Source organism: Candidatus Omnitrophota bacterium (assembly GCA_023819145.1).
Lineage (GTDB): Bacteria > Omnitrophota > Gorgyraeia > DTHP01 > DTHP01 > JBFWKV01.
Window position 1 is genome coordinate 93,930 of sequence record JAMWCW010000002.1, and the last position, 20,900, is coordinate 114,829.

Sequence of the window (20,900 nt, forward strand, 5' to 3'; positions counted from 1 at the left end):
GTTATGGAATATAAAACTCTACCTTCTCCTTCTCAAAAATATAACAGATCTCTGTTGGGGACTCGTTTAACATCTTCCCAATCTCCTTCTCCAATCTTTCTCTTTCTTCTTTATTCACCAATATAATTTTTAAATTTTGCTTTTTATTTTGATATTTGATATTTATCTGGCGCTTTCCTTTCTTCTTTATCTCAAATTCTCCCAGCTTTATATATTTTCTCCCCCACCTTCCCATCCCCCAATTTCCTACTAAAGCTATTTCCTTTCCATCCACTTTAATCTCCAACTCCGGAATATCATCCATTTCAGGGGTATTCACATAGAACTCATAAACTCCCGGTTTTTCTATTTTAACCTTGCTTTTTTTACTCTCTAACTCACTAACCTGCAAACCCGCCATCTCAACTGCCAAATCCTGCCAGTTTGAATCTTTAAATACAAAATTATTTATCTTCTCTAAATTTTGATTTTTGATATTTGAATTTTGATTTTGCTCTGAAAAGAGCAATGCCGGCTTTCCCTCTAAGTATTTTGTCTGGCTAAGTGGCACAAGTGCTTCGATATCACCGGAAACAAAATTAGGAGTAGAGGGGATGTAGAAGTGGGGAAGAAAAGCTTTAGAGTCTAATTGGTATAATTCTATTTTCCCGAAATTTTTAACCTTTTTCATAAAAGGACTTTTGTCTACAAACCCATAAATCTTCTCTTCACTTAACTGTGCAAATGCCGGATTGGATCGACAGAGATATGCCCAATCAGTGTCATCATGGAATGTGACATAGCGCACATTTGCTATTTGCAGTAATGCTCTCCAAGTATCTTGCGATATAATGTTTGATTGTGGATGCATAGCGGAATCAAATAAAGGATTGACTCCACTACTTCCAGGATAAACGGGATTGAAAGTAGGTTTTCCAGACCAAATATTTAAAAAAGGCGAACCTACGAATAGCTTCTGCCAACGATAGGCTACATACATACTCTGTCGAGTAAATGTAGGGATAGAGAGAATCCGGAAGTCTTCATCATCGTCATGCAAATACTGAGCAAACTCTGTATAGCAAAGTGGCACCTTTACAGATTGTGAACAACTATCTTTTGACTGTGATCTGATAGGACCACCAATAAGAAATTGCCATCCGTACATAACTAAAAGGGTTGTAACGGTTATCACTGCAATAGTTAAATGTTTCCAAGATTTAGTGGAAGCTATTCGCATGATCTCCCCAATGGCAAGACCAATAAGCAAGGTTAAGGCAAATACCGCTATGGTCTCAAAGTAAGTCGGATTGCGAAATAGGCGCGTTACATAAGGATGAGATAAAAATATAATTTTACCAACTGCACTAAGCGGTTCCCTAATCCCCTTGCCAAGAAATAGAATTATGACTAAAAGCACTCCTGGAAATATAGCAGTGCATCTTGTCTTACAACTCAGAAGAGCAAATGCAGAAATTGCTACGAAACCAAAAGTAATCAAAGTCATAAGAGGAGCATAGTAATATGCAACCCAGGGAAATATACTCGCGTGGGCAGGATATGGTAGCATTCTAAAACCATCAATGAGTTTAACACTTAAACCTTCTATTACACCCACATCTGTAAAGCCTGGTTCGGCACGGAGCACATATGCCTCGTGTAAACTGAATAATAAATGACCCAGCCAGTAGAAATTAGCAAGAAACATGATAATGAACAGCGTAAGTGATTTGCGAACCACCTTAACACGGGCGTCCCGATTTGACCACGCCAGAGCAATCGAAGAAATAACATAGCTACCAATGAGTATTAGGTGAAGTACAAAATATTGTAAAGTAGAATAACCCGCTGAACCCAAAAAAAGTGATACTATCCCAAAAATAGCCAGCTCTCGTTTGCTAGAATGGGGGCGCATTGCACGTACAACTAAACTAAACAAAAAAGGAGTAGCAACATAAAAGGGCAATACGCGCAAGTTAGTAATTTCTAGAGGCATCCCAGACATTACCATTGGACTCAGAAGATAAAATGCACCAGAAATTAAAGAGGCAATTGGGGTAAAACCAAGGGTTCTTGCGAGGATAAACATGCTACCCATACAACCAACGAAACCAAAATAAAGAAATAAAACTTGCCCACCATGGCTGCTACCGCCAATAGCTACTGCCAGCGCCTTATACGCACGGTATAAAAAACAGGAAGGTTCAGTATTCGAATTGCCAAACCCAGCTATGTTAACCCAAGCAAATAAATACCTAGTTGCATTCTCCCATAATGCAGAAACATTAAACCAGGGCTGGATTATACCATGGGCTAAGACTTCGCCGCGCGGAAGCCAAAATAGACTCGGAATAGGCAATACAAATATAGCAAGAATAGCCAAAAAATTTTTATTTAGCTTTTTCACGCTTATTCTTTGTTTGTTTTTTAAAAATTATGACAACCTATCTCTTCCAAAAAATCTTGACAAATGATTTCTAAGTGCGACAAAAATTTTTATCCCAAATCCTAAATGAGACAGTTTACCTTTAATTTGAATTTTTAAAACTATGATTTTCATAAAGTCTGATTTCAGGAACAGCTTCTCGTAAAACCGACAAGAATAGACAGTTTCCTTTGGAGAAAGGTATTTAGTGTTTCTAAAAACAGCTCTGTATATTTTTCCGATTCTATGGCTTATCCATAAAATGGGGTTAGAGCCATTTGGTTCGATAGCGATTATATATCCTTCTGACTTCAGCCATCTCCATGAGTTTTTTACAAATATTTCTAACTCACTTTTATATAAATGGTGTAATATGAAAGGACAAATAATTATATCAAAGGTTTCGTTTTCAAATAGGTTTTGGTTTATAATATTGTCATGAATTGCAACGTAGTTTTTCGGCTTAAGTAATCTCAGGTAACCAATTAGATTGTTTGAAATATCAACACCAGTAATTGTGATTTTTTGTTTCAGGTGAGCGAGGATTTTCCTGCCAAATATACCTGTCCCGCAACCTGCTTCAAGTATTTGTAAGTTATCTAAACGATTCTTTTCAATTATCTCTGATTTTACTATCTCCAAAAAATTATTATAGTCTGTTTCTGTCAAAACATTATATTCTCCGCTAGAAATGTTATTAAAGAATTTTGCCTCCCGACTACTACTATCTGCAATATTTTTCTCAGAAAACAAGATATTCTCCTTTCTTAGTTAAGAAATCCCTTTGCGTATGCATAAAGATTTTAATAGCCTCACATTGCGTAATGAATGTGTTTGTAAACTTTTTATTTTACTTGCCAATTCTGTTCTTATTTTATTCTTAGGATATAAATATGCACCCTGAATCTTTCATCTCTGAAAACCTACTCCTTTTTAATCACTTTAATTGGTTTAACCATTCAACTCTTCGTCCTTATTAGGACAAGGTCTATTGATTCGACCCCGGGCTTCCCAATCATTTTAACGAGCTCTCAAATATGGCCCAGAAAAAAATCTACTAGGCTTGCCTAGGAGTATATTTTTTGGATTTTAGGATTTGAAGTAATCATACATACTTTGTCTATCAAAGTGATTGAGCTTTTCCTCTTCTATGAAAGCACCTTCCTCATCAACCACTGCTACCTTTGAATACGTCTTGTGCTGACCGATAGCCATAAAATACTTAAATCTCCTTTTTTGGTTTAACTCTTCCATAGCTACTTCCTCCTTTCTCTTTCTGGGACTTTTTATTATTATGTCGGTTCTTTTTAGAGGAAGTAGGTTTTCATAATATCATTTTATTATTCCTGATAAATACCCTTTAATATAACTTTTTACTAAATCACTTCTTCTATAATACAAAAAGATTAAACAATATTGAATTAAAAGAATATTGTTAAAAATCAATAGATATAATATAAAGCTTAGCTTACTTGCAAATTTCTTCATAAATAGTGTTCGATTCCTAGCTGCGTAGAAAACCTTATATGGGTTATCAAACCCTATCAAACCACGCAGACCTTTACTTATCTTTCGTAATGGTATATTATGATAAACTACCGCGGTTGGACAAAACATGATTTTATACCCTGCTTTTCTTGCTCTCATTGCCCAATCAGACTCTTCATAACACACAACATAACTTGTGTCAAGTACTCCTATCTTTTCAATGACGCATTTTTTGACTAACCACACATTTGGGATGTGACCTACCTCTCGAATCCGATCATGTTGCCCCTTATCAATTTCACTAATACCAATATATCTCCCCCTACTAGTTAGCAAGCTTATTTCTGCCCCGGCATACCAAATCCGTTCCGGGTCATTGAAATAATACATTTTAGGTCCGACAAATCCTATTTTCTCATCAGTTTCAGCCAATTTTACAAGCTCAGTTAAAAAATTCTTATCTACTATATTGTCGTTATCTACAAAGCACAGATATTCCCCTTTCGCGTGTCTTATACCCTCATTTCTTCCACCGGCAGCGCCAAGGTTTTGGCTAAGCTCCAAAATTTTAATGTTCTTAATATTAGAAAACTTTTCTTTTATAATATTTGCTGTATTATCCTGTGATGCATTATCAACAACTATAATTTCGAAATTAGGATAAGAAATATTGAGCAGTGAACTAATACATTCAAGAACTTCCTTTTCACGATTGTAAGTTGGTATAATAATAGAAACTAACTTCTTTTCCATTATGCTTTTTTTATTTTAATTGTTAAAAACGCCGCATGCCTCGGGTCTAACCTGCTTAAAAGGTTCGGCAAAGGATAATATCCTGCTCCTAATATTTTTTCTATCTTAAATCTTTTAATCTCAAAAATCTCCTTTAGCCCTTGATAAGCCAAAACTCTGATATGCTGCATTGATGGAAAAATAAGATTCTCTAAACGACGATAAGCAAGAGGATTCCCTGTACCCAATCTATCCCTTAAAATATTGGTCATTGAAAATGGTTGCCAGCCAAAGAGTAATGAAAAAATATTATGCCAACTGGCTAAATTTTCTGTTGAGATCACTGCGTACCCCCCCGTCTCAATATACGATAAATCTCATCGACAAAGTTATCAGTATCAAAAAGATGCTCAATTAGTTGATTAGCAATCACCACATCAAATGAAGCATCATCAAATGGAATCTTTTTGTTCAGGTCAGCTTGTTTTACCTTAATTCCTTTTGCTTTTGCTACATTAGCCAACTCTTCGTCGATTTCAATTCCAAATATCTCTCTGACTCCAATCTTGGAAGCAGCTCGTAGTGTAAACTCACCATTACCACAACCACAGTCTAAGACAACTGCATTAGGATTGTATTCCAACACCGAGAGAACATTATTATAATTACTTCTTTCTCCTTTAAGCCAAATCTTCAATAAGAACCCTTTCATTTGTTAGCCCTCACAAATAGAGTTACAAAACCATTATTATTTAAGTATTCCTCTTCTCTTTTTCTTTCAAACCAACTCTTGAAAGGGATTTCTCTTTTGAAACCCCACTTAAAGAAATAAAGCAAAATCATAGAAAATAATTCGTGAAAACCACCCCCATAATCTATTTTTTTCAATTTTAATCCAGCCTCTGAGAAAATTTTTACAATACTATCCTTTGAATAATGCCTATGTCCAAGGTACCACGCAGGATCGAGTATCTTGGAGAATAACGAATTATTAGGAGTTGATATCACTAATTTCCCATCTGACTTTAAAACTCTTTTTATCTCACTTAAGGCAATTGTCTCTTTATTCTTAGGAAGGTGTTCTAAAACATCAAACATTGTGACAAGATCAAAATAATTTGTCCCAAATTGTGATAAATCCAATATGGAGGCTTTAAAAAATTTGGCTCTTTTGTCTTTCACTTGGGTCTTAACATTAACTAAATTATCCTCATTCGTATCTATCCCAATGATCTCTAAACAACCATTTTCAATTGCAAATTTTTCAAACCAACCATTGTAACATCCAATATTAAGTATCTTCTTATCTTTTATATCCCCACAAAATTCCATACATTTCTTATGCCTACCAGTCAGTCTTTCCTCTATTGAATCTGAATATTTTTTCATCTTCTAAGCAAGTATTGAATTCCAACCATAACTCTTAAAAAATACATATTTAATGCTAATATCGGATGGCTCAGAAATTTCTTCCACTTTTCATTTTCCGTGAACACTCCAAAATATCTATACCAAAAGCCTAATTGTTTTTTTATGACATGATCGCCTTCGCCCCATTTTTGGATATATTTATTGAATGATTGGGCATAATAAGTTTTTTTATATAAATATTTTTTAAGATTAAACTCACCTTCATTATGATAAATTGTAGATTCTATGATGTTAACCTTACCAACTTTTCTAATTCTTCTGTCAAAATCCCAATCTTCTGGCCCAGTTAAATTTTCATCAAATCCACCAATTTCTAAGAATTTATCTCTACGCACAAATCTGACACAATCGATACAGGTAGCATTATAAAAACTTCTCTCAAAATCCCTTACTTTAATCCAGAAACCTTTGCCAATTATTCTCTCTGGGATATACAATGCAACTATGTCTTTCCTTTCACATTTCTCTACACATTCAGAAATAACATTTTTAGATAAAATCATATCGGCATCAAGATATAAAATATATTTTCCCTTTGCCTGTCTTACTCCAAAATTCCTCTGTGCTGAGCGTTCCGGGCCATAATTATAGACTTTATCTGTATATTTTAAAGCAATCTCTTTTGTTTTATCGCTTGAATTATTATCAACCACAATTATCTCTAATTTCTCCTGAGGATAGGTCTGAGCTTTAACTGATTTTAGACAATTATCAATATTTCTCTCTTCATTCTTAGTGGTAATAATTACAGAAATATCGATCATTTTAATAAAATCTCATTTAAATCACGAATTGCTTCCCGAAAGTCAAATTGTTTGGCATAAATTCGGGCTTCTTCACTTGTATTTTGATATAAATTCTTATCTTTTAAAAGTTCAATAATTTTATCGGAAAATTTATTCAGGTCAAAACAAGGAACTTTAAACATACCTTTTGTAAAATATAACCTTAATGATTCCAAATCAAAACCAACTACAGGTAACCCCCAAGCCATAGCTTCTACCGTCGCCATCCCAAAGGTCTCATACAAGGAAGGCTGAACAAAAACCTTAGAAATCTTGAAAACTTCGTATTTCTCTCTACCATCTTTAAAACCTAATAATTCAACACTATTCTGCAAGCACTTGGAAATAATTTTTTCTCTTAATTTATCCTGCAATATTCCTGCACCAATAATTGCTAAGCGAGCTTTTGGTATTTTTTGGCATACTTTTCCCCATATATCTATTAATTGCAATACACCTTTCTGTGGATGCAATCTCCCTACGAAACACCCATCATAAATTTTTTTTTCAAAAGGGATGAATTGAGCAGCAGAAAAGTATCTTTCAGTTTCGTTTATATCTACAACACCTTTAAAAACCATAATCTTATTAGCATCTCTTTTCCGATTAATAAAGCTTTTGATATAATCATAATTTGTAACTAAGACTATATCTGAAACATTTTTTGTAATATAATATGAGATCAATTGACTCAACCAATAAAAAACACCAATAATAAAATACTTGCCTTTGTAAGGATTATTTTTTTGCCATGGTTTCGGAGCAAAGAGATAAAAGGCGGAAATCCATTTTATTTTTTTATTTTTAATTTTGTTTATTAATGCGGGTAGGACATCGGGCAGAAAATCTGAAGAAGAAAAGACTACCTCGTATTCGTATGTATTTAAAAAAATGCCTCTTATCACTGAAACGAGTGTTTTATAAATATAAGAGATACGGATATTTAATTTATCCAAAAAGAAGCTTCTCCATATTTCAAGATTGCTTTCTTTTATTCCACTATTTAAACAAAAGTTAAATCCCTTTTCATTAGTTACAATCAAAATTTTATTGTTATGATTCTGCCAATATTTACAGCATTTAACAAATATTTTATCTCCTCCACTTGCTACATTAAAAGTATTAGCAAAGACCAAAATTTTCATTTAATCTTTGGGTGGAATATATACATCATGCTCATTACTAAAAATATATCCAAACATCAAACTTTTACCACCAATAACATGGATGCGATTGTTTAATGACACTGCTACTGCAGCGTAGCGACCTAAAGGCATATCTTTTCTACGGTACCAGCGGTCTTGTAATATTTTGTATTCATAAGTATGTCCGGAAATTGCCCAACCTTGTTCTCCTCCAAAAATAAAAATACTATCGTCTATCCCTACCGCAGGAAAACCGCATAAAGGTAATGGTAAAGGAGCGCGCTTTTCCCATTTACCAGTCATAGGATTATATGCCTCATTAATATCCAATGGCTCAAACATAGAGGTAATATATCCGCCTAAGGCAAATATTAATCCTCCTGCAGTGGTACTTGCTAAATGTTCTCGTGGCGTGGGTAGAGGTGGCAAAATCTCCCATTTATCTGTATGTGGATTATAAGCCTCGAACTCTTTTCTAACTTTTTTCTTCTTCCATCCGTGAGGAACGGCACCACCCATAACATAAATTAAATTGTCATGAACTGCTACCCCTGCTGCCCCTCTTTTAGTAGGCATATCTCTTTTTCTCCTCCAGATATATTCTTTTGGATTATATTCAAATACATAACTATAAGCACTGATGCGTAATCCATTTCCTCCTAACACATAAATTTTACCATTTAAGCTTGCTACAGCAGGATGATGTATAATTACTGGGAAAGGAACAACTTCTCGCCAAGTGTCATTATCCACATTATAAACCTCAACCTTTCTGAGCACATTGTAAACGGTAGGAATACTTAATCCGCCTATTACATAAATCTCATTATTTAATACCGTAGCACCAAATTCATAACGCCATGAAGGTATAGGGGCGGCTTTCAGCCATTCATCATTAGATTCATCTATGTAATCTATTCCTTTTTTTAAGCTTCTATCGGGTCTGAAAATAACCTCTCGAAGATAACTTTCCAAGGCGAAAGGAATCAGTTTAGGTTTTTTTATTAATAATTTTAAGGTGTTATTCATAATATCAAATCTCTTTTAAAATCAATGTTTCGTTTTCTCTTTTCAGAGATAATACAGAATAGATAAAATTAATTTTGATTAAATATCCTTACAAAATTTGGTCCCCAGTGACCTAAACCGATAATTCCTAAGTTAATCTTTTTCATATATTTTTGGAGGTCTCATCTCCAATAGATTTATTGCAAATATGCACTTACGCATTCCTCCAGAACTTCATGGATATCACGAACTTTAAAACCAGTTTTTTCCAATTTCTTTGTAGAAAGAATTACATTTGTCCTTAACAACCCCAATTCTTTCAGGTCAATAATCTTATATCCAAATTCAGGAACATATTTCTTATAAACTTCCAAAAGTTCTGGGTATTTTAAGACCCCTTTATTAAACACATTGTACACTCCCCGGGCATCTATTTTTATTAGATGCTTTAAAGCTTTTAGAAAATCAGGGAGATAAGTAATTGAAGTGGGAATGTCTATTACTCTTTTATAATTGAGTAATTTGGTGAGGAGATTACGGGGATGGGGACGATCATCTAGAGGAACACGCGGTCTTAAAATAAGAAGAGGATTTTTTCTGGCTAAAGCCTTCAGGGCCTCTTCGGCATAAATTTTTGTCCGACTGTAAAATAACTCAAAGAAATCCGGAGGCTGGATTTCCATAATGGGTTTCTGTTTTTTGTAATCAAAATGATAGATACAACCGGAACTGATATGGATGAATTTTATTTTTTTTCTTAAAGAAATTTCAGCCAAAATTAAGGGGACGAGGGTATTGGCAGAGAGAGTTTTATCTAAATCTTTTTCACATTCATCTACATTTCTACCAATGTGGCCAATACAGTTGATGATTACACAGGGATTAGATCTCTTAACTTCTTCTTCTGCGTCTTTAAAAGATTTTATTTTTCGTTCGGTAAAAGGACAGCCCAATTCTTCCTGAATCCTTGAACCAATAAACCCTCTACCGAAAACAAGAATCTTATTTTTATTCATTGATTATTCTTAAAAGATATTCGCCATAAGTTGAATTGTATTGCTCTGCTAATTTTTTGAGTTGCTTTTTATTTATAAATCCCATACGGTAAGCAACCTCTTCAATACAGCCGATTTTTAAACCTTGGCGTTCCTCAATGGTTTTAATAAATAAAGAGGCATCAATCAGAGAATCGCAAGTTCCCGTATCCAGCCAGGCATAACCCCGACCTAAAAGGGTAAGTTTTAACTTATTTAATTTTAAATAGGTATTATTAATATCAGTAATTTCCAATTCATCTCTCCAGGAAGGTTTGAGGCTTTTGGCAATTTTAACCACGCCGTTATCGTAGAAATATAAACCCGTAACTGCCCAATTTGATTTTGGTTTTTTGGGTTTTTCAATAATAGAAATCACTTCTTTATTTCTATCAAATTCAATAACGCCATATCTTTGTGGCTCTTTTACATAATATCCAAAAATTGACGCTCCCTCATAACATTTTGCTTCTTTAAGTAACTCTGGGAGCCCGTGTCCGAAGAAGATATTGTCTCCTAAGATAAGACAGACTCTATCTTTTTTGAGAAAATCTTCTCCGATAATGAAGACTTCTGCGATCCCTCGCGATTCTTTCTGCTCAGCGTAAGAAAGGCTAATCCCTAATTCTTTTCCCTCACCTAACAAATTTTTAAAGAAAGGAAGCGCCGGGGGAGTGGAAATTACCAATATCTCTCTAATTCCCGCAAGCATTAGTACCGAAAGGGGATAATAAACAAGCGGTTTATCATATATAGGGAGGAGCTGTTTACAGAGACCTTTGGTAATGGGATAAAGACGGGTCGCTTTTCCTCCTGCAAGAATTATGCCTTTCATAATTTATCTTTTTTCTCAAACCATTGATTGAACTCAATAATAATGGAATTGACCCCGAAACCAAATCCAAAAGCAAGACAGAAGATTTTAAAACCTGTTTCAAAATCAAAAATCTCTACCGCTATTTCCAACTTAGGAAAAAGAACAAAGGTAAAAATGGTGCTGATGAAGAAAGAAGCAAGGGTTCTTCTTAAATATTTTTTATCAAATTTTATTTTTTTTCCCTGATAGAGCTTGCGTAAATAGGGACTCATTAAACGCGAAAATATTCCCAGCCAGACGCCCAAAAGAAGGATAAAGAACTCTAAATCCATCTCCTTACCAACCGTTTAACTATTCAACTATTTAACTACTCCCTTTAAACCAAGCAATAGTTTTCTTTAGCCCTTCCTCGAAACTAACTTTTGGTTCCCAATTAAGAAGTTTCTTTGCTAAAGTAATATCGGGTTTTCTCTGTTTAGGATCATCTTGAGGAAGAGGCTTAAATTCAATCCTACTTTTACTTCCAGTAATCCGAATGATTAATTTTGCTAATTCTATTATGGAGCACTCCTGGGGATTCCCTAAATTTACCGGAGAGTGATACTCTACGTGCATAAGTTTGATTATTCCTTCAATAAGGTCAGAAATATAACAGAAACTACGGGTTTGCGTTCCCTCTCCGTAGACCGTCAAGGGTTCATTGGCAAGTGCCTGATTAATAAAGTTAGGAATTACCCGACCATCTTGTTTTCGCATTCTTTCCCCATAAGTATTAAAAATACGCACAATCCGCGTGTCTATTTTATGGACACGGTGATAGGCCATAGTAATTGCTTCTGCAAAACGCTTTGCCTCGTCGTAAACTCCCCGTGGACCAACGGGATTGACGTTTCCCCAGTAAGTTTCACGCTGGGGATGAATAAGGGGGTCTCCGTAAACTTCGGAAGTGGAAGCAAGAAGAAATTTTGCTTTTTTTGCCTTGGCAATACCTAAAGCATTGTGTGTTCCCAGCGAACCGACTTTTAGGGTCTGAATGGGGAAATTTAGATAATCAATGGGACTCGCGGGCGAAGCAAAGTGAAGAACATAGTCTATATCTTCCTCAATTTCTATGGATTTTGTTATATCGTGCTGAATAAATTTAAAAGAAGGGTTTTTAAGTAGGGGTTCGATGTTGGGAAGTTCTCCGGTAATTAAGTTATCTAAACAGATAATTCGGTTTCCCTCTTTAATTAACCGCTCACAAAGATGCGAACCAATAAAACCTGCACCGCCAGTGATTAAAATATTCATCTCTATTCTTCTTCGGGTAAATAATAAGATTCTTCTGAATTAATTGAAGATATCTCTTTAAGTAGAGAAACCAATTGTTGAGAAAGTTCGTTAAAATTAAGCCCTTCTACTTCTTCTTTGCTGAAACCCAACATGTAGACTACATCTTCCAGCCTAATTATCCCATCTTTATCCCATCCCTGTGAAGGTTCAATTCCTAATTCTCTGAGCACCTTGAAATAATCCTCTTCAGCGGTTGAAGAAGATAAAAGTGACTCTAAATTAGCTTCCTTTAACAAAAGTTTAGCAAAATCTAGGTGACTTACTCCCTCCATAAACTTTGTCTCTTCTGCATAAAGCGAAGTCAAGAACATAAAAACCGAACAGATTAATAAAATTGGTCTTAACATAAAGCCTCCTTTCTTAACTAAACCAAAACTGCCCACCTACGAGGTGGGCTTAGGTTTGGGAGTATCTTTCCCTGAACCAGGTAACAGTTTTTTCTAATCCCTTCTGAAAATCTACCTTAGGCAGAAAACCTAATTTTCCTTTTGCCTTAGAGATATCTGCCCAGGTTCTTTGCACATCACCTGCACGGGGAGGAACAAATCTGGGCTTTATTTTTTTGTGCAGGATATTGTTCAAAATTTTAAGAAGCGCAAGTACCGAATAATCTTTCCCCGAAGCAATGTTAAAAACCTCTCCACTAATTCCTGGAATCTTCATAGCTAAAAGATTTGCTTCCACTACATTATCGATATAAGTAAAATCGCGGGATTGTTTTCCATCTCCATAAATAGGAGGCCGTTCATTATGCAAAAGGCTAACAATAAATTGGGGAACTACAATGGCATATTGTGATTCTAGTGATTGCCGGGGACCAAAAACATTAAAGTAACGTAAGGAAACCGTCTCTAAACCAAAACTCGCACTAAATACCTGACAATAATATTCCCCCGCAAGCTTGGAGCATGCATAGGGAGAAATAGGATGAGGCAAGAAATTTTCTTTCTCGGGGAAAACGTTGGTTTCTCCATAAACAGAACTGGAAGAAGCATACACCACTCTTCTTACTCCTGTTTTTTTACTGGCAAGAAGGATGTTGAGCGTTCCTCCAATATTAACTTCGTTGTATTCTCGAGGGTGTTGCATAGACTTGGGGACAGACCGTAAGGCAGCCTGATGAAAAACATAATCTACTCCCCGACATGCCCTTTCACAAGTCTTTAGGTCACGGATATCTCCTGTAATTAAGATAAAATTTCTTCCTCTTCGCGCATAGCGCCGAGTAAAAGACAAATTTTCTATTCTACCGCTTAAAAGATTATCTAAAACTTTCACCCTCTGCCCTGCTTTAAGCAAGGCTTCTACAATATGCGAACCAATAAATCCTGCTCCGCCGGTTACTAAGTAAGTAGACATGTGAAAAGTTTAAAGTTTAAATGCGTATAATCTTTTTATTGTCTTTATAGAAACTTAAGGCGTTACGGGTATCAATGATTAATTTTGCCTCTTTAACAATCAAGCTATAGTCTAAACAAAGATGGTCGGTAACGATAATAACGCAGTCGGTTTCTCTTAAAACTCCCTCTTCTAAACTAAGTGAATTGTAAATCTTATCTTCTATCTGTATTTGAGAAATATAGGGGTCATGATAAGAAACAATCGCTTTTTTCTCTTCCAGAAGTTTAATAATCTCTAAAGCAGGAGATTCTCTGGTGTCCACAACATCTCTTTTGTAGGTTATTCCAATAACCAAAATCCGCGCATTCTTCAAGGGTTTAGCTTGTTCATTTAAAGCTGAGATGGTTTTCTCTATAATATAATGGGGCATATAAGTGTTAATTTGATGGGCGAGTTCAATGAACCGTGCTTCAAATCCATGGGAGCGCGCTTTCCAAGAAAGGTAAAGTGGGTCGTAGGGAATACAGTGGCCACCAATCCCCGGACCGGGATAAAATGCCATAAAACCAAAAGGCTTTGTTTTAGCAGCGGAAATAACTTCCCATACATCAATTCCTAATCTGTCACAAAGAAGAGCAATTTCATTTATTAAACCAATATTTACTGCACGGAAGGTATTTTCTAGAAGTTTTACCATTTCCGCCACTTTTGCCGAAGAAACAGCAATTACTTCATTAACAATCTGATGATAAAGAGTATAAACAAGGTCGGTACTCTCGGCGTCTATTCCTCCTACCACTTTGGGAATATTCTTAGTATTAAACTGTGGATTACCGGGGTCGATTCTTTCCGGAGAAAAGGCAAGAAATATATCCTTACCCACCTTAAAACCTTTTTTTTCGAGCATAGGGAGAATTAATTCATCGGTTGTTCCGGGGTAAGTAGTGCTTTCTAAAATAATAATCTGCCCTTTTCGCAAATAGTGCGAAACCTTCTCGGTAGCTTCAATGATATAAGAGATGTCTGGCTCTTTAGTCTTACGTAAAGGCGTAGGAACACAAACAATAATAATGTCCGCCTTTTGCAAAATATCACTTTTGGAAGTAGCTTTGAATCTTTTTTCTTTTATCTGGTTTTTTAAATCCTTACCGGAAACATCAAGAATATAAGAAACCCCTCTATTTACTTTTCTTACCTTATCCTCATCTACCTCTAACCCCATAACCTCAAAACCTTCTTTGGCAAATTCTAAGGCAAGGGGTAAACCGACGTAACCCAATCCTATCACACAGATTTTAGTTTGGCGATTGATGATATTCCTCTTTAACTCATCTACCATCTTTTCTCCTTGCTTTGTTTTTTAGATGCTTCCACCATAAGGTGTTTTTTTTATACCAATCTACAGTCTCTTTAAGAGCATCTTCAAAAGAATATACTGGACTCCATCCTAAAGCTTTTATCTTAGAGGAATCTAAAGCATAGCGAAAATCATGCCCGGGACGGTCGGAAACATATTCTATAAAATCACCTTGCTTCTCCATCATCTGTAACAAAATTTTAGCAAGTTGAATGTTACTTAAGAAGTTTCCACCTCCAATATTATAAATTTCACCAATTCTTCCTTTATGCATTACGATATCGATGGCGGAAACATTGTCTAAAACATAAAGCCAATCTCTCGTATTTAAACCATTGCCGTATAGAGGAATTTTTTTGTTTTCTAACAGATTGGTAATGAATAAGGGAATTATCTTCTCAGGATATTGATAAGGACCAAAATTGTTGGAGGAACGAGTTATAATTACCGGCAGTTTATAGGTCCGATAATAAGAAAGAGCCAAGAGGTCTGCGGATGCCTTGGAAACAGCATAAGGATTAGAAGGATTTAGGGAAGTATCTTCTTTAAAAAATCCCTCTCTTCTGCTTCCATAGACTTCATCAGTAGATATCTGGAGAAATAAGTCTATTTTTTTATCTCTCGCTGACTCTAAGAGCATATAGGTTCCATAAAAATTTGTTCTTAAAAAATCATCCGCTTTCTTAAGGGAGCGGTCTACATGAGTTTCGCTTGCAAAATTTATTAGAGTATCTACCTCTTTTATCAAATTTTTTACAACTTTAAAATTGCAGATATCACCCTTTATAAATTTATAGCGGGAGTCTTTTTCTATATCCTTTAAATTCTTTAAGTTTCCTGCATAGGTAAGTTTGTCTAAATTTATGACTTTATATTGAGGATATTTCTTAAGAATGTAACGGATGAAATTTGAACCAATAAAACCGCAACCTCCGGTAACTAAAATCTTCTCCATTAAAACCAGCCTCTCCCTATGCCCGTATAACGAAAACCAAGCTTCTTTACCTTATCGGGCTCATAAATATTCCTGCCATCAATGATAATTGGTTGGCGCATTAATCTTTTTAATCTCAATAAATCCAACTCTTTAAACTCATTCCATTCAGTAACAATTGCCAAACAGTCAGCATTTCTTGCCACCTCATAAGAGTTGCGACAGAAGTGAATTTTATCTTTTAAAACCTCTTTCACTTTAGGCATCGCCTGGGGGTCAAAACAACGAATATTTGCACCCTCTTTAAGTAATGCAGAAATAATTTCCAGGGAAGGAGCATTACGAATATCGTCGGTATTGGGTTTAAAAGAAAGTCCTAAAATGCCAATATTTTTATCTTGGATGACCCAAAGAGCATCTTTAATCTTTTTTAAGAAAAGGGTTTTTTGGTTTTCGTTTATCTTTCTTACCGCTTTCAGGAGTTCAAATTCATACCCCGCCTTATCAGCAATGTGAATAAAAGCATCCACATCTTTGGGAAAGCAGGAACCTCCATAACCAATGCCTGCATCAAGAAAGGCTCTACCGATACGCTTATCTAACCCCATCCCTTCCGCCACCTTCAATACATCTGCTCCTGTTTTTTCACAAATATTGGCAATGGCATTGATAAAAGAAATCTTTGTGGCTAAAAAGGAATTGGCTGCGTGTTTAATCATTTCTGCAGAATTTATGTCTGTAAAAATTATGGGGGCCTTTAAGGGTTTATACAATTCAGAAAGAATTTCTTTTGCCTTTCTTGACTCTACGCCAATCACAATGCGGTCAGGATGAAGAAAATCTTGAATTGCTGAACCTTCTCTTAAAAACTCCGGATTGGAAGCAATATCAAACTTTACCCTACCACGGTTAAATACTTTTATGGTATGCTCAATCCATTTACCTGTTTCCACAGGAACAGTGCTTTTCTCAACGATAATTCGATAGGTGCGCATATTACAAGCAATTTCACGAGCGACATTTTCTACAAAAGTCAAATCCGCTTCTCCTCCAGACTTGGAAGGTGTTCCCACAGCAATAAATATCACTAGAGAGTTTTTGACAACAGTTTTTATCTGGTTAGTAAAAGAAAGACGTTTCTCTCTCAAATTACGTACAACCATTTCTTCCAGACCGGGTTCGTAAAAAGAAACTCTTCCTTTTTTAAGAAGTTCTATTTTCTTTTTGTCTGAATCCATACAGATAACTTCATTACCCAAATCAGCAAAACAGGCTCCTGTAACCAACCCTACATACCCTGAACCAATTATTCCTATTTTCATCTTAAATCACCTTGTAATTTTGGGTTTGGAATAAGATGCAGAAAATCTAAACGGAATTTCAGGGAAGGCCTTAAGTCTAAAAATAACCCAAAAAGAATATCCGTCATTTATATTGAGCGAGAATTCCCCTGTCCAGCAATGCAGGTCTTTTACTATCGCATACTCTTGCTCTACAAAATCGTTTATTCTTTTTGTGCCATCTTCTAAAATCTTCTTAAAGTCATACCGCTCATAAACGCGGAATTGCCATTTTGAATTTAAATTATAAATAAAAGAGGTAGTTATCTCATTAATAGAGTTCTTTTCATATCTCGAACCTAAGCCTAATGACCAGATATCATTATGGGAGGCAATTAAATCAAAGTTTGCAGTATTAAAATTTTTCGAAGGAGGGTCATAAATAGCGTCGGATTCAAATCTCAACCAATTGTAAGGAGTAAGCTCTAAATCGAGCTTAAAATTCCGCCACTGGCTACCGGTATCTTCAGGTTTGAAATGGTAATCGCCAGTAAAAAGGAAATTTCCCAAGTCAACCGTCTTTAAATTGTCCTTTTCTTTTCTTTTAGTCTGGAGTCTATTTTCTATGCCCAGTGTAACGACATTTTCTCGGTTTATAGAATCTAAAGAATCAAAACCCATTAGTTTATCAGGGAGAATTGTGGGTTGGTGGATATATTTATAGTTGGCTATGGGTGTAACTATATGCCTTAATTTATTTATATCCAATCCTAAAAAATCTGAATGGATATCGTATATTTTATAAAACCTTGTGCTTATATCCATACCTGAATAGAATATACCTCTTATTTCTGCTTCATCACCATATTTATCTTTAGAATAATATGTCTGGCGCGTGCCAATATAGGGATTGAGATTTAAAAAACCAAACTTTGAAAAATACGAAAGCCGATTATAACTGTCAAATCTCCGCACATCGTCGTCTAAATCGGAACCGGCATTTTTATTGGTGAGGTTTGCAAAACTGTAATCAGATTTATAATAAAACATTGAGTTACCCAATTTTTGGTTCATCAGGTTAAGCGCAATCTCAGGTAAGCGTTCAGTCTCGGTGAAGAAGCGATTGGTTCTTTTCTGAACCAAAAAAGAAAGATTATAAACAGGCTGTGAGTTGATTATGGAGAGGTAAGACTTCGGATGATTATCGTTTACATATTCTTCGCGGTAGAAATAGTCTTTGATAAAATCTATATCACTCATTTTGTGATACTCCATCAGCGCACGGGTATCATCGCTTATCTGCCAGCGGTGTTTCAATTGAACCCGATAACGTTCTGTCTCCTGGCGCACTTCCTTAGAAACGGATTTATCTCGCTCATTCATATAATAATAACGAAAAAATCCTGAACCAAAGTGCTTTATGGAATATTCCTGGTCTAAACCATGCGCAAAGCCTTTTCTTTCTCGATAGTCAAGATGAATAAATCCTTTTTTATCCTCAATAAAATTGTGGCGCCAAGCAGTAAGCATGTACCATCCCCATTTCTTATTTCTGCCGGGTATAAAAATAAAATGAGGATATTTTTCTGTTAAAGAATATCTTAAATATGGAAGATAAAATAGAGGAACATTACCCACCATAAAGGAGACGTCATGCGCTACTATTTTATCATCTAAGAACACCTCAATCTTTCTTGACCTTATGCGATAGTGGGGTTTTCCCTGGTCGCAGGTGGTGATATAGCCCTCTTCTACTACATATTCCTTATCTGCTATCTTCTCTGCCGATTTACCTCCTCCATACCAAGGTCCCATTTTCTCCATACTTAGATTTATGACTTCACCCTTCTTGGTTTCAAAATTGTAATAGAGTTTATCTCCCGTAAAAAGTGTATTGTCCTGATACAATTTTACATTACCTGAAGCAATAGCAGCTTTTGTTTCAGTAAAGAATTCTATTCTTTCACAGGTAAGTTTCATGTTTTGATAAACTATCTCTACATTTCCCTCGCCGATTATCTTCTTCTCCTGCGTTAAATACTCTACATTATCTCCTTTAACTGTTACCGAACCCATATCCTGAGCAAGAACTACAAACGCAAAACGTAAAATGCAAAATATAAAACTGAATATTAAAGTGTAAAATTTAAATCTTCTGAATTTCATCTTGAACCTCTAATCTTAATTTTTGGGTTTACACTCGGTACTTTTTTCCAATCATCCAGAAAACGCTTAATGCCAATATCGGTCAAGGGGTGCTTTAAAAGTTGTTCTAAGACACTAAAGGGACAGGTAGCAACATCTGCTCCGATAAGGGCTGAATCCAAAACATGAATGGGGTTACGCACACTGGCAACAATAATCTGGGTAGCGAAGTGATAGTTATCAAAAATAGTGCGAATATCCCCAATTAAATCCATTCCTCTTGTACTTATGTCATCAAGTCTCCCTACAAAAGGAGAAATATAACTCGCACCCGCCTTAGCAGCAAGCATTGCCTGAGTGGCAGAAAAACAGAGAGTAACGTTGGTTTTTATCCCCTCTGCCGACAGTATCTTTACCGCTTTTAAACCTTCTGTGTTCAAAGGAATCTTGACGACGATATTTTTATGTATTTGGGAAAGGAAGCGGGCTTCTTTAATAATTGATTCCTTATCCAAACTCACCGCTTCCGCTGAAATTGGGCCATCGACAATTTCGCATATTTCTTTAATCAATTTAATAAAATCTTTTCCCTCTTTCGCAACCAGCGTAGGATTGGTGGTTACACCGTTAATAACACCCCAACTCGCCGCTTCGCGAATTTCATCAAGATTAGCGGAATCGATAAATAGTTTCATCCTCTACCTCCTCTTACTCCTTCCTTAGCTAAAAAACCTGCGCCAATTATTCCTGCATTTTCTTTTAACTTTGCCTGCACAACCTCTACTCTATTTGCAGGTATCCGCATTGCACGTTCTTTTATGGTGCTTTTTATATTTTCAAACAAAACTTTTCCTGCCCCTGCAATCCCTCCACCAATAATAATCATTTCTGGGTTAAGTAGATTAACTATCCCTGCTAAAATTATCCCAATTCTCTTTCCCACATTCTGCCAGATTTCCTTAGCAAGCAAATCTCCTTTTTTCAAGGCTAAACTCAGAATCTCTGGATTAAGTTTTGAAAAATCATTCTTTATTAAATCAGGTATAATTGTAGGAAGCGGGCCTTTTTTGATTTTATTTATCGCTTCTTCCACGATATAACGATTACCTACATATCTTTCTAAACAAGCTTTTCCTCCGCAATTGCATAGTGGACCGTGCTCATTTAAAGGAAAATGCCCAATTTCTCCTGCAGAGAAAGTTGCCCCCCGATAGAGCTTTCCTTCTAAAATCAAACCTCCTCCCACTCCAGTCCCTAAAGTGATACAAACAACATTTTTCTTTCCTTTTGCACGACCGGCGTACAATTCTGCTAAAGCCATTATATTGACATCATTATCAATAAAAACCGGAACTTTTAGACAATCTTCTAAAATTTTTTTTAAATAAACATTGTCCCATCCAGAAATATTGACTAAATAATAAACTAAACCTCTATAGGGGTCGACCAACCCCGGAACTCCAATGCCTATTGCCTGTGGTTTCCTTTTATATCTCTCAATAAAAGAAAAAATAGTTTCTCTAATTGCAAAGATAAGACGAGATTTTTCAAGATAGCAATGGGTATCTAACTCGGAGCGTTTGATAATTTTAAGCTTATTATCTAAAATTCCTAATTTTACCTTTGTTGCTCCGATGTCTATTCCAATATAATATTTCATCTTA

21 protein-coding genes and 1 pseudogene are annotated in these 20,900 nt (G+C 35.6%); all 22 read right to left on the minus strand.

Annotated features, from left to right (window positions below; all coding sequences use genetic code 11):
* Nucleotide 1 precedes the first annotated feature (1 nt).
* The 22 genes and pseudogenes from NC818_01425 to NC818_01530 all read right to left on the minus strand — a co-directional run bounded on the left by NC818_01425 (nucleotide 2) and on the right by NC818_01530 (nucleotide 20,896).
* Nucleotides 2–2,386, minus strand: coding sequence for a hypothetical protein (locus NC818_01425; GenBank protein ID MCM8783430.1), 2,385 nt, complete (start codon nucleotides 2,384–2,386; stop codon nucleotides 2–4).
* Between the two features lie 27 nt (nucleotides 2,387–2,413).
* Nucleotides 2,414–3,157 (minus strand): class I SAM-dependent methyltransferase, encoded by a 744-nt coding sequence (locus NC818_01430; GenBank protein ID MCM8783431.1) that lies wholly within the window; start codon nucleotides 3,155–3,157, stop codon nucleotides 2,414–2,416.
* A 336-nt stretch (nucleotides 3,158–3,493) separates the two neighbouring features.
* Nucleotides 3,494–3,658, minus strand: coding sequence for a hypothetical protein (locus NC818_01435; GenBank protein ID MCM8783432.1), 165 nt, complete (start codon nucleotides 3,656–3,658; stop codon nucleotides 3,494–3,496).
* A gap of 78 nt (nucleotides 3,659–3,736) precedes the next feature.
* The gene (locus tag NC818_01440) at nucleotides 3,737–4,645 is read right to left on the minus strand and encodes a glycosyltransferase family 2 protein (protein ID MCM8783433.1); all 909 of its coding nucleotides are present in this window, start codon (nucleotides 4,643–4,645) and stop codon (nucleotides 3,737–3,739) included.
* Nucleotides 4,645–4,968 carry a hypothetical protein gene (locus NC818_01445; protein ID MCM8783434.1) on the minus strand — a complete coding sequence of 108 codons (324 nt, stop codon included), beginning with the start codon at nucleotides 4,966–4,968 and terminating at the stop codon, nucleotides 4,645–4,647. The genes NC818_01440 and NC818_01445 overlap by 1 nt, the downstream gene beginning before the upstream one ends.
* The gene (locus NC818_01450; GenBank protein ID MCM8783435.1) at nucleotides 4,965–5,336 is read right to left on the minus strand and encodes a class I SAM-dependent methyltransferase; all 372 of its coding nucleotides are present in this window, start codon (nucleotides 5,334–5,336) and stop codon (nucleotides 4,965–4,967) included. Before NC818_01450 ends, NC818_01445 begins: the two co-directional genes overlap by 4 nt.
* Nucleotides 5,333–6,013, minus strand: a complete 681-nt coding sequence (locus NC818_01455) for a class I SAM-dependent methyltransferase (protein ID MCM8783436.1) — start codon at nucleotides 6,011–6,013, stop codon at nucleotides 5,333–5,335. Before NC818_01455 ends, NC818_01450 begins: the two co-directional genes overlap by 4 nt.
* A pseudogene (locus NC818_01460) lies at nucleotides 6,013–6,819 on the minus strand (glycosyltransferase). The gene NC818_01455 and the pseudogene NC818_01460 overlap by 1 nt, the downstream one beginning before the upstream one ends.
* Nucleotides 6,816–7,985 carry a glycosyltransferase gene (locus tag NC818_01465; protein ID MCM8783437.1) on the minus strand — a complete coding sequence of 390 codons (1,170 nt, stop codon included), beginning with the start codon at nucleotides 7,983–7,985 and terminating at the stop codon, nucleotides 6,816–6,818. The pseudogene NC818_01460 and the gene NC818_01465 overlap by 4 nt, the downstream one beginning before the upstream one ends.
* Nucleotides 7,986–9,014, minus strand: a complete 1,029-nt coding sequence (locus NC818_01470) for a hypothetical protein (protein ID MCM8783438.1) — start codon at nucleotides 9,012–9,014, stop codon at nucleotides 7,986–7,988.
* 176 nt (nucleotides 9,015–9,190) lie between these two features.
* Nucleotides 9,191–10,009: a sugar nucleotide-binding protein gene (locus NC818_01475; protein MCM8783439.1), complete on the minus strand. Its 819-nt coding sequence runs from the start codon at nucleotides 10,007–10,009 to the stop codon at nucleotides 9,191–9,193.
* Nucleotides 10,002–10,862, minus strand: coding sequence for a glucose-1-phosphate thymidylyltransferase RfbA (gene rfbA / locus NC818_01480; protein MCM8783440.1), 861 nt, complete (start codon nucleotides 10,860–10,862; stop codon nucleotides 10,002–10,004). Before rfbA ends, NC818_01475 begins: the two co-directional genes overlap by 8 nt.
* The gene (locus NC818_01485) at nucleotides 10,859–11,176 is read right to left on the minus strand and encodes a hypothetical protein (protein MCM8783441.1); all 318 of its coding nucleotides are present in this window, start codon (nucleotides 11,174–11,176) and stop codon (nucleotides 10,859–10,861) included. Before NC818_01485 ends, rfbA begins: the two co-directional genes overlap by 4 nt.
* Before the next feature lie 31 nt (nucleotides 11,177–11,207).
* Nucleotides 11,208–12,137: an SDR family oxidoreductase gene (locus tag NC818_01490; GenBank protein ID MCM8783442.1), complete on the minus strand. Its 930-nt coding sequence runs from the start codon at nucleotides 12,135–12,137 to the stop codon at nucleotides 11,208–11,210.
* Between the two features lie 2 nt (nucleotides 12,138–12,139).
* Nucleotides 12,140–12,526, minus strand: coding sequence for a hypothetical protein (locus tag NC818_01495; GenBank protein MCM8783443.1), 387 nt, complete (start codon nucleotides 12,524–12,526; stop codon nucleotides 12,140–12,142).
* A gap of 49 nt (nucleotides 12,527–12,575) precedes the next feature.
* Nucleotides 12,576–13,538, minus strand: a complete 963-nt coding sequence (locus NC818_01500) for an SDR family oxidoreductase (GenBank protein ID MCM8783444.1) — start codon at nucleotides 13,536–13,538, stop codon at nucleotides 12,576–12,578.
* Between the two features lie 16 nt (nucleotides 13,539–13,554).
* Nucleotides 13,555–14,859: a nucleotide sugar dehydrogenase gene (locus NC818_01505; protein MCM8783445.1), complete on the minus strand. Its 1,305-nt coding sequence runs from the start codon at nucleotides 14,857–14,859 to the stop codon at nucleotides 13,555–13,557.
* Entirely contained in the window at nucleotides 14,849–15,832 is a 984-nt protein-coding gene (gene rfbB, locus NC818_01510) for a dTDP-glucose 4,6-dehydratase (GenBank protein ID MCM8783446.1), read from the minus strand. The genes NC818_01505 and rfbB overlap by 11 nt, the downstream gene beginning before the upstream one ends.
* Nucleotides 15,832–17,133, minus strand: coding sequence for a UDP-glucose/GDP-mannose dehydrogenase family protein (locus NC818_01515; GenBank protein ID MCM8783447.1), 1,302 nt, complete (start codon nucleotides 17,131–17,133; stop codon nucleotides 15,832–15,834). The genes rfbB and NC818_01515 overlap by 1 nt, the downstream gene beginning before the upstream one ends.
* 6 nt (nucleotides 17,134–17,139) lie before the next feature.
* Nucleotides 17,140–19,257, minus strand: coding sequence for an LPS assembly protein LptD (lptD, locus tag NC818_01520; GenBank protein MCM8783448.1), 2,118 nt, complete (start codon nucleotides 19,255–19,257; stop codon nucleotides 17,140–17,142).
* A complete protein-coding gene (gene fsa / locus NC818_01525) occupies nucleotides 19,254–19,931 on the minus strand; it encodes a fructose-6-phosphate aldolase (protein MCM8783449.1) in 678 nt (225 codons plus the stop codon). The genes lptD and fsa overlap by 4 nt, the downstream gene beginning before the upstream one ends.
* Nucleotides 19,928–20,896 (minus strand): ROK family protein, encoded by a 969-nt coding sequence (locus tag NC818_01530; protein ID MCM8783450.1) that lies wholly within the window; start codon nucleotides 20,894–20,896, stop codon nucleotides 19,928–19,930. Before NC818_01530 ends, fsa begins: the two co-directional genes overlap by 4 nt.
* Between the last annotated feature and the right edge of the window lie 4 nt (nucleotides 20,897–20,900).

Excerpts from the sequence above, each read along its gene's own strand:
- NC818_01465 (MCM8783437.1), bottom strand. The coding sequence starts at position 7,985 with ATGAAAATTTTGGTCTTTGCTAATACTTTTAATGTAGCAAGTGGAGGA.
- NC818_01440 (MCM8783433.1), bottom strand. The coding sequence starts at position 4,645 with ATGGAAAAGAAGTTAGTTTCTATTATTATACCAACTTACAATCGTGAA.
- NC818_01500 (MCM8783444.1), bottom strand. The coding sequence starts at position 13,538 with ATGTCTACTTACTTAGTAACCGGCGGAGCAGGATTTATTGGTTCGCAT.
- NC818_01485 (MCM8783441.1), bottom strand. The coding sequence starts at position 11,176 with ATGGATTTAGAGTTCTTTATCCTTCTTTTGGGCGTCTGGCTGGGAATA.
- NC818_01450 (MCM8783435.1), bottom strand. The coding sequence starts at position 5,336 with ATGAAAGGGTTCTTATTGAAGATTTGGCTTAAAGGAGAAAGAAGTAAT.
- NC818_01475 (MCM8783439.1), bottom strand. The coding sequence starts at position 10,009 with ATGAATAAAAATAAGATTCTTGTTTTCGGTAGAGGGTTTATTGGTTCA.
- rfbB (MCM8783446.1), bottom strand. The coding sequence starts at position 15,832 with ATGGAGAAGATTTTAGTTACCGGAGGTTGCGGTTTTATTGGTTCAAAT.
- NC818_01530 (MCM8783450.1), bottom strand. The coding sequence starts at position 20,896 with ATGAAATATTATATTGGAATAGACATCGGAGCAACAAAGGTAAAATTA.
- NC818_01515 (MCM8783447.1), bottom strand. The coding sequence starts at position 17,133 with ATGAAAATAGGAATAATTGGTTCAGGGTATGTAGGGTTGGTTACAGGA.
- NC818_01505 (MCM8783445.1), bottom strand. The coding sequence starts at position 14,859 with ATGGTAGATGAGTTAAAGAGGAATATCATCAATCGCCAAACTAAAATC.
- NC818_01470 (MCM8783438.1), bottom strand. The coding sequence starts at position 9,014 with ATGAATAACACCTTAAAATTATTAATAAAAAAACCTAAACTGATTCCT.
- lptD (MCM8783448.1), bottom strand. The coding sequence starts at position 19,257 with ATGAAATTCAGAAGATTTAAATTTTACACTTTAATATTCAGTTTTATA.
- NC818_01435 (MCM8783432.1), bottom strand. The coding sequence starts at position 3,658 with ATGGAAGAGTTAAACCAAAAAAGGAGATTTAAGTATTTTATGGCTATC.
- fsa (MCM8783449.1), bottom strand. The coding sequence starts at position 19,931 with ATGAAACTATTTATCGATTCCGCTAATCTTGATGAAATTCGCGAAGCG.
- NC818_01495 (MCM8783443.1), bottom strand. The coding sequence starts at position 12,526 with ATGTTAAGACCAATTTTATTAATCTGTTCGGTTTTTATGTTCTTGACT.
- NC818_01490 (MCM8783442.1), bottom strand. The coding sequence starts at position 12,137 with ATGAATATTTTAATCACTGGCGGTGCAGGTTTTATTGGTTCGCATCTT.
- rfbA (MCM8783440.1), bottom strand. The coding sequence starts at position 10,862 with ATGAAAGGCATAATTCTTGCAGGAGGAAAAGCGACCCGTCTTTATCCC.
- NC818_01455 (MCM8783436.1), bottom strand. The coding sequence starts at position 6,013 with ATGAAAAAATATTCAGATTCAATAGAGGAAAGACTGACTGGTAGGCAT.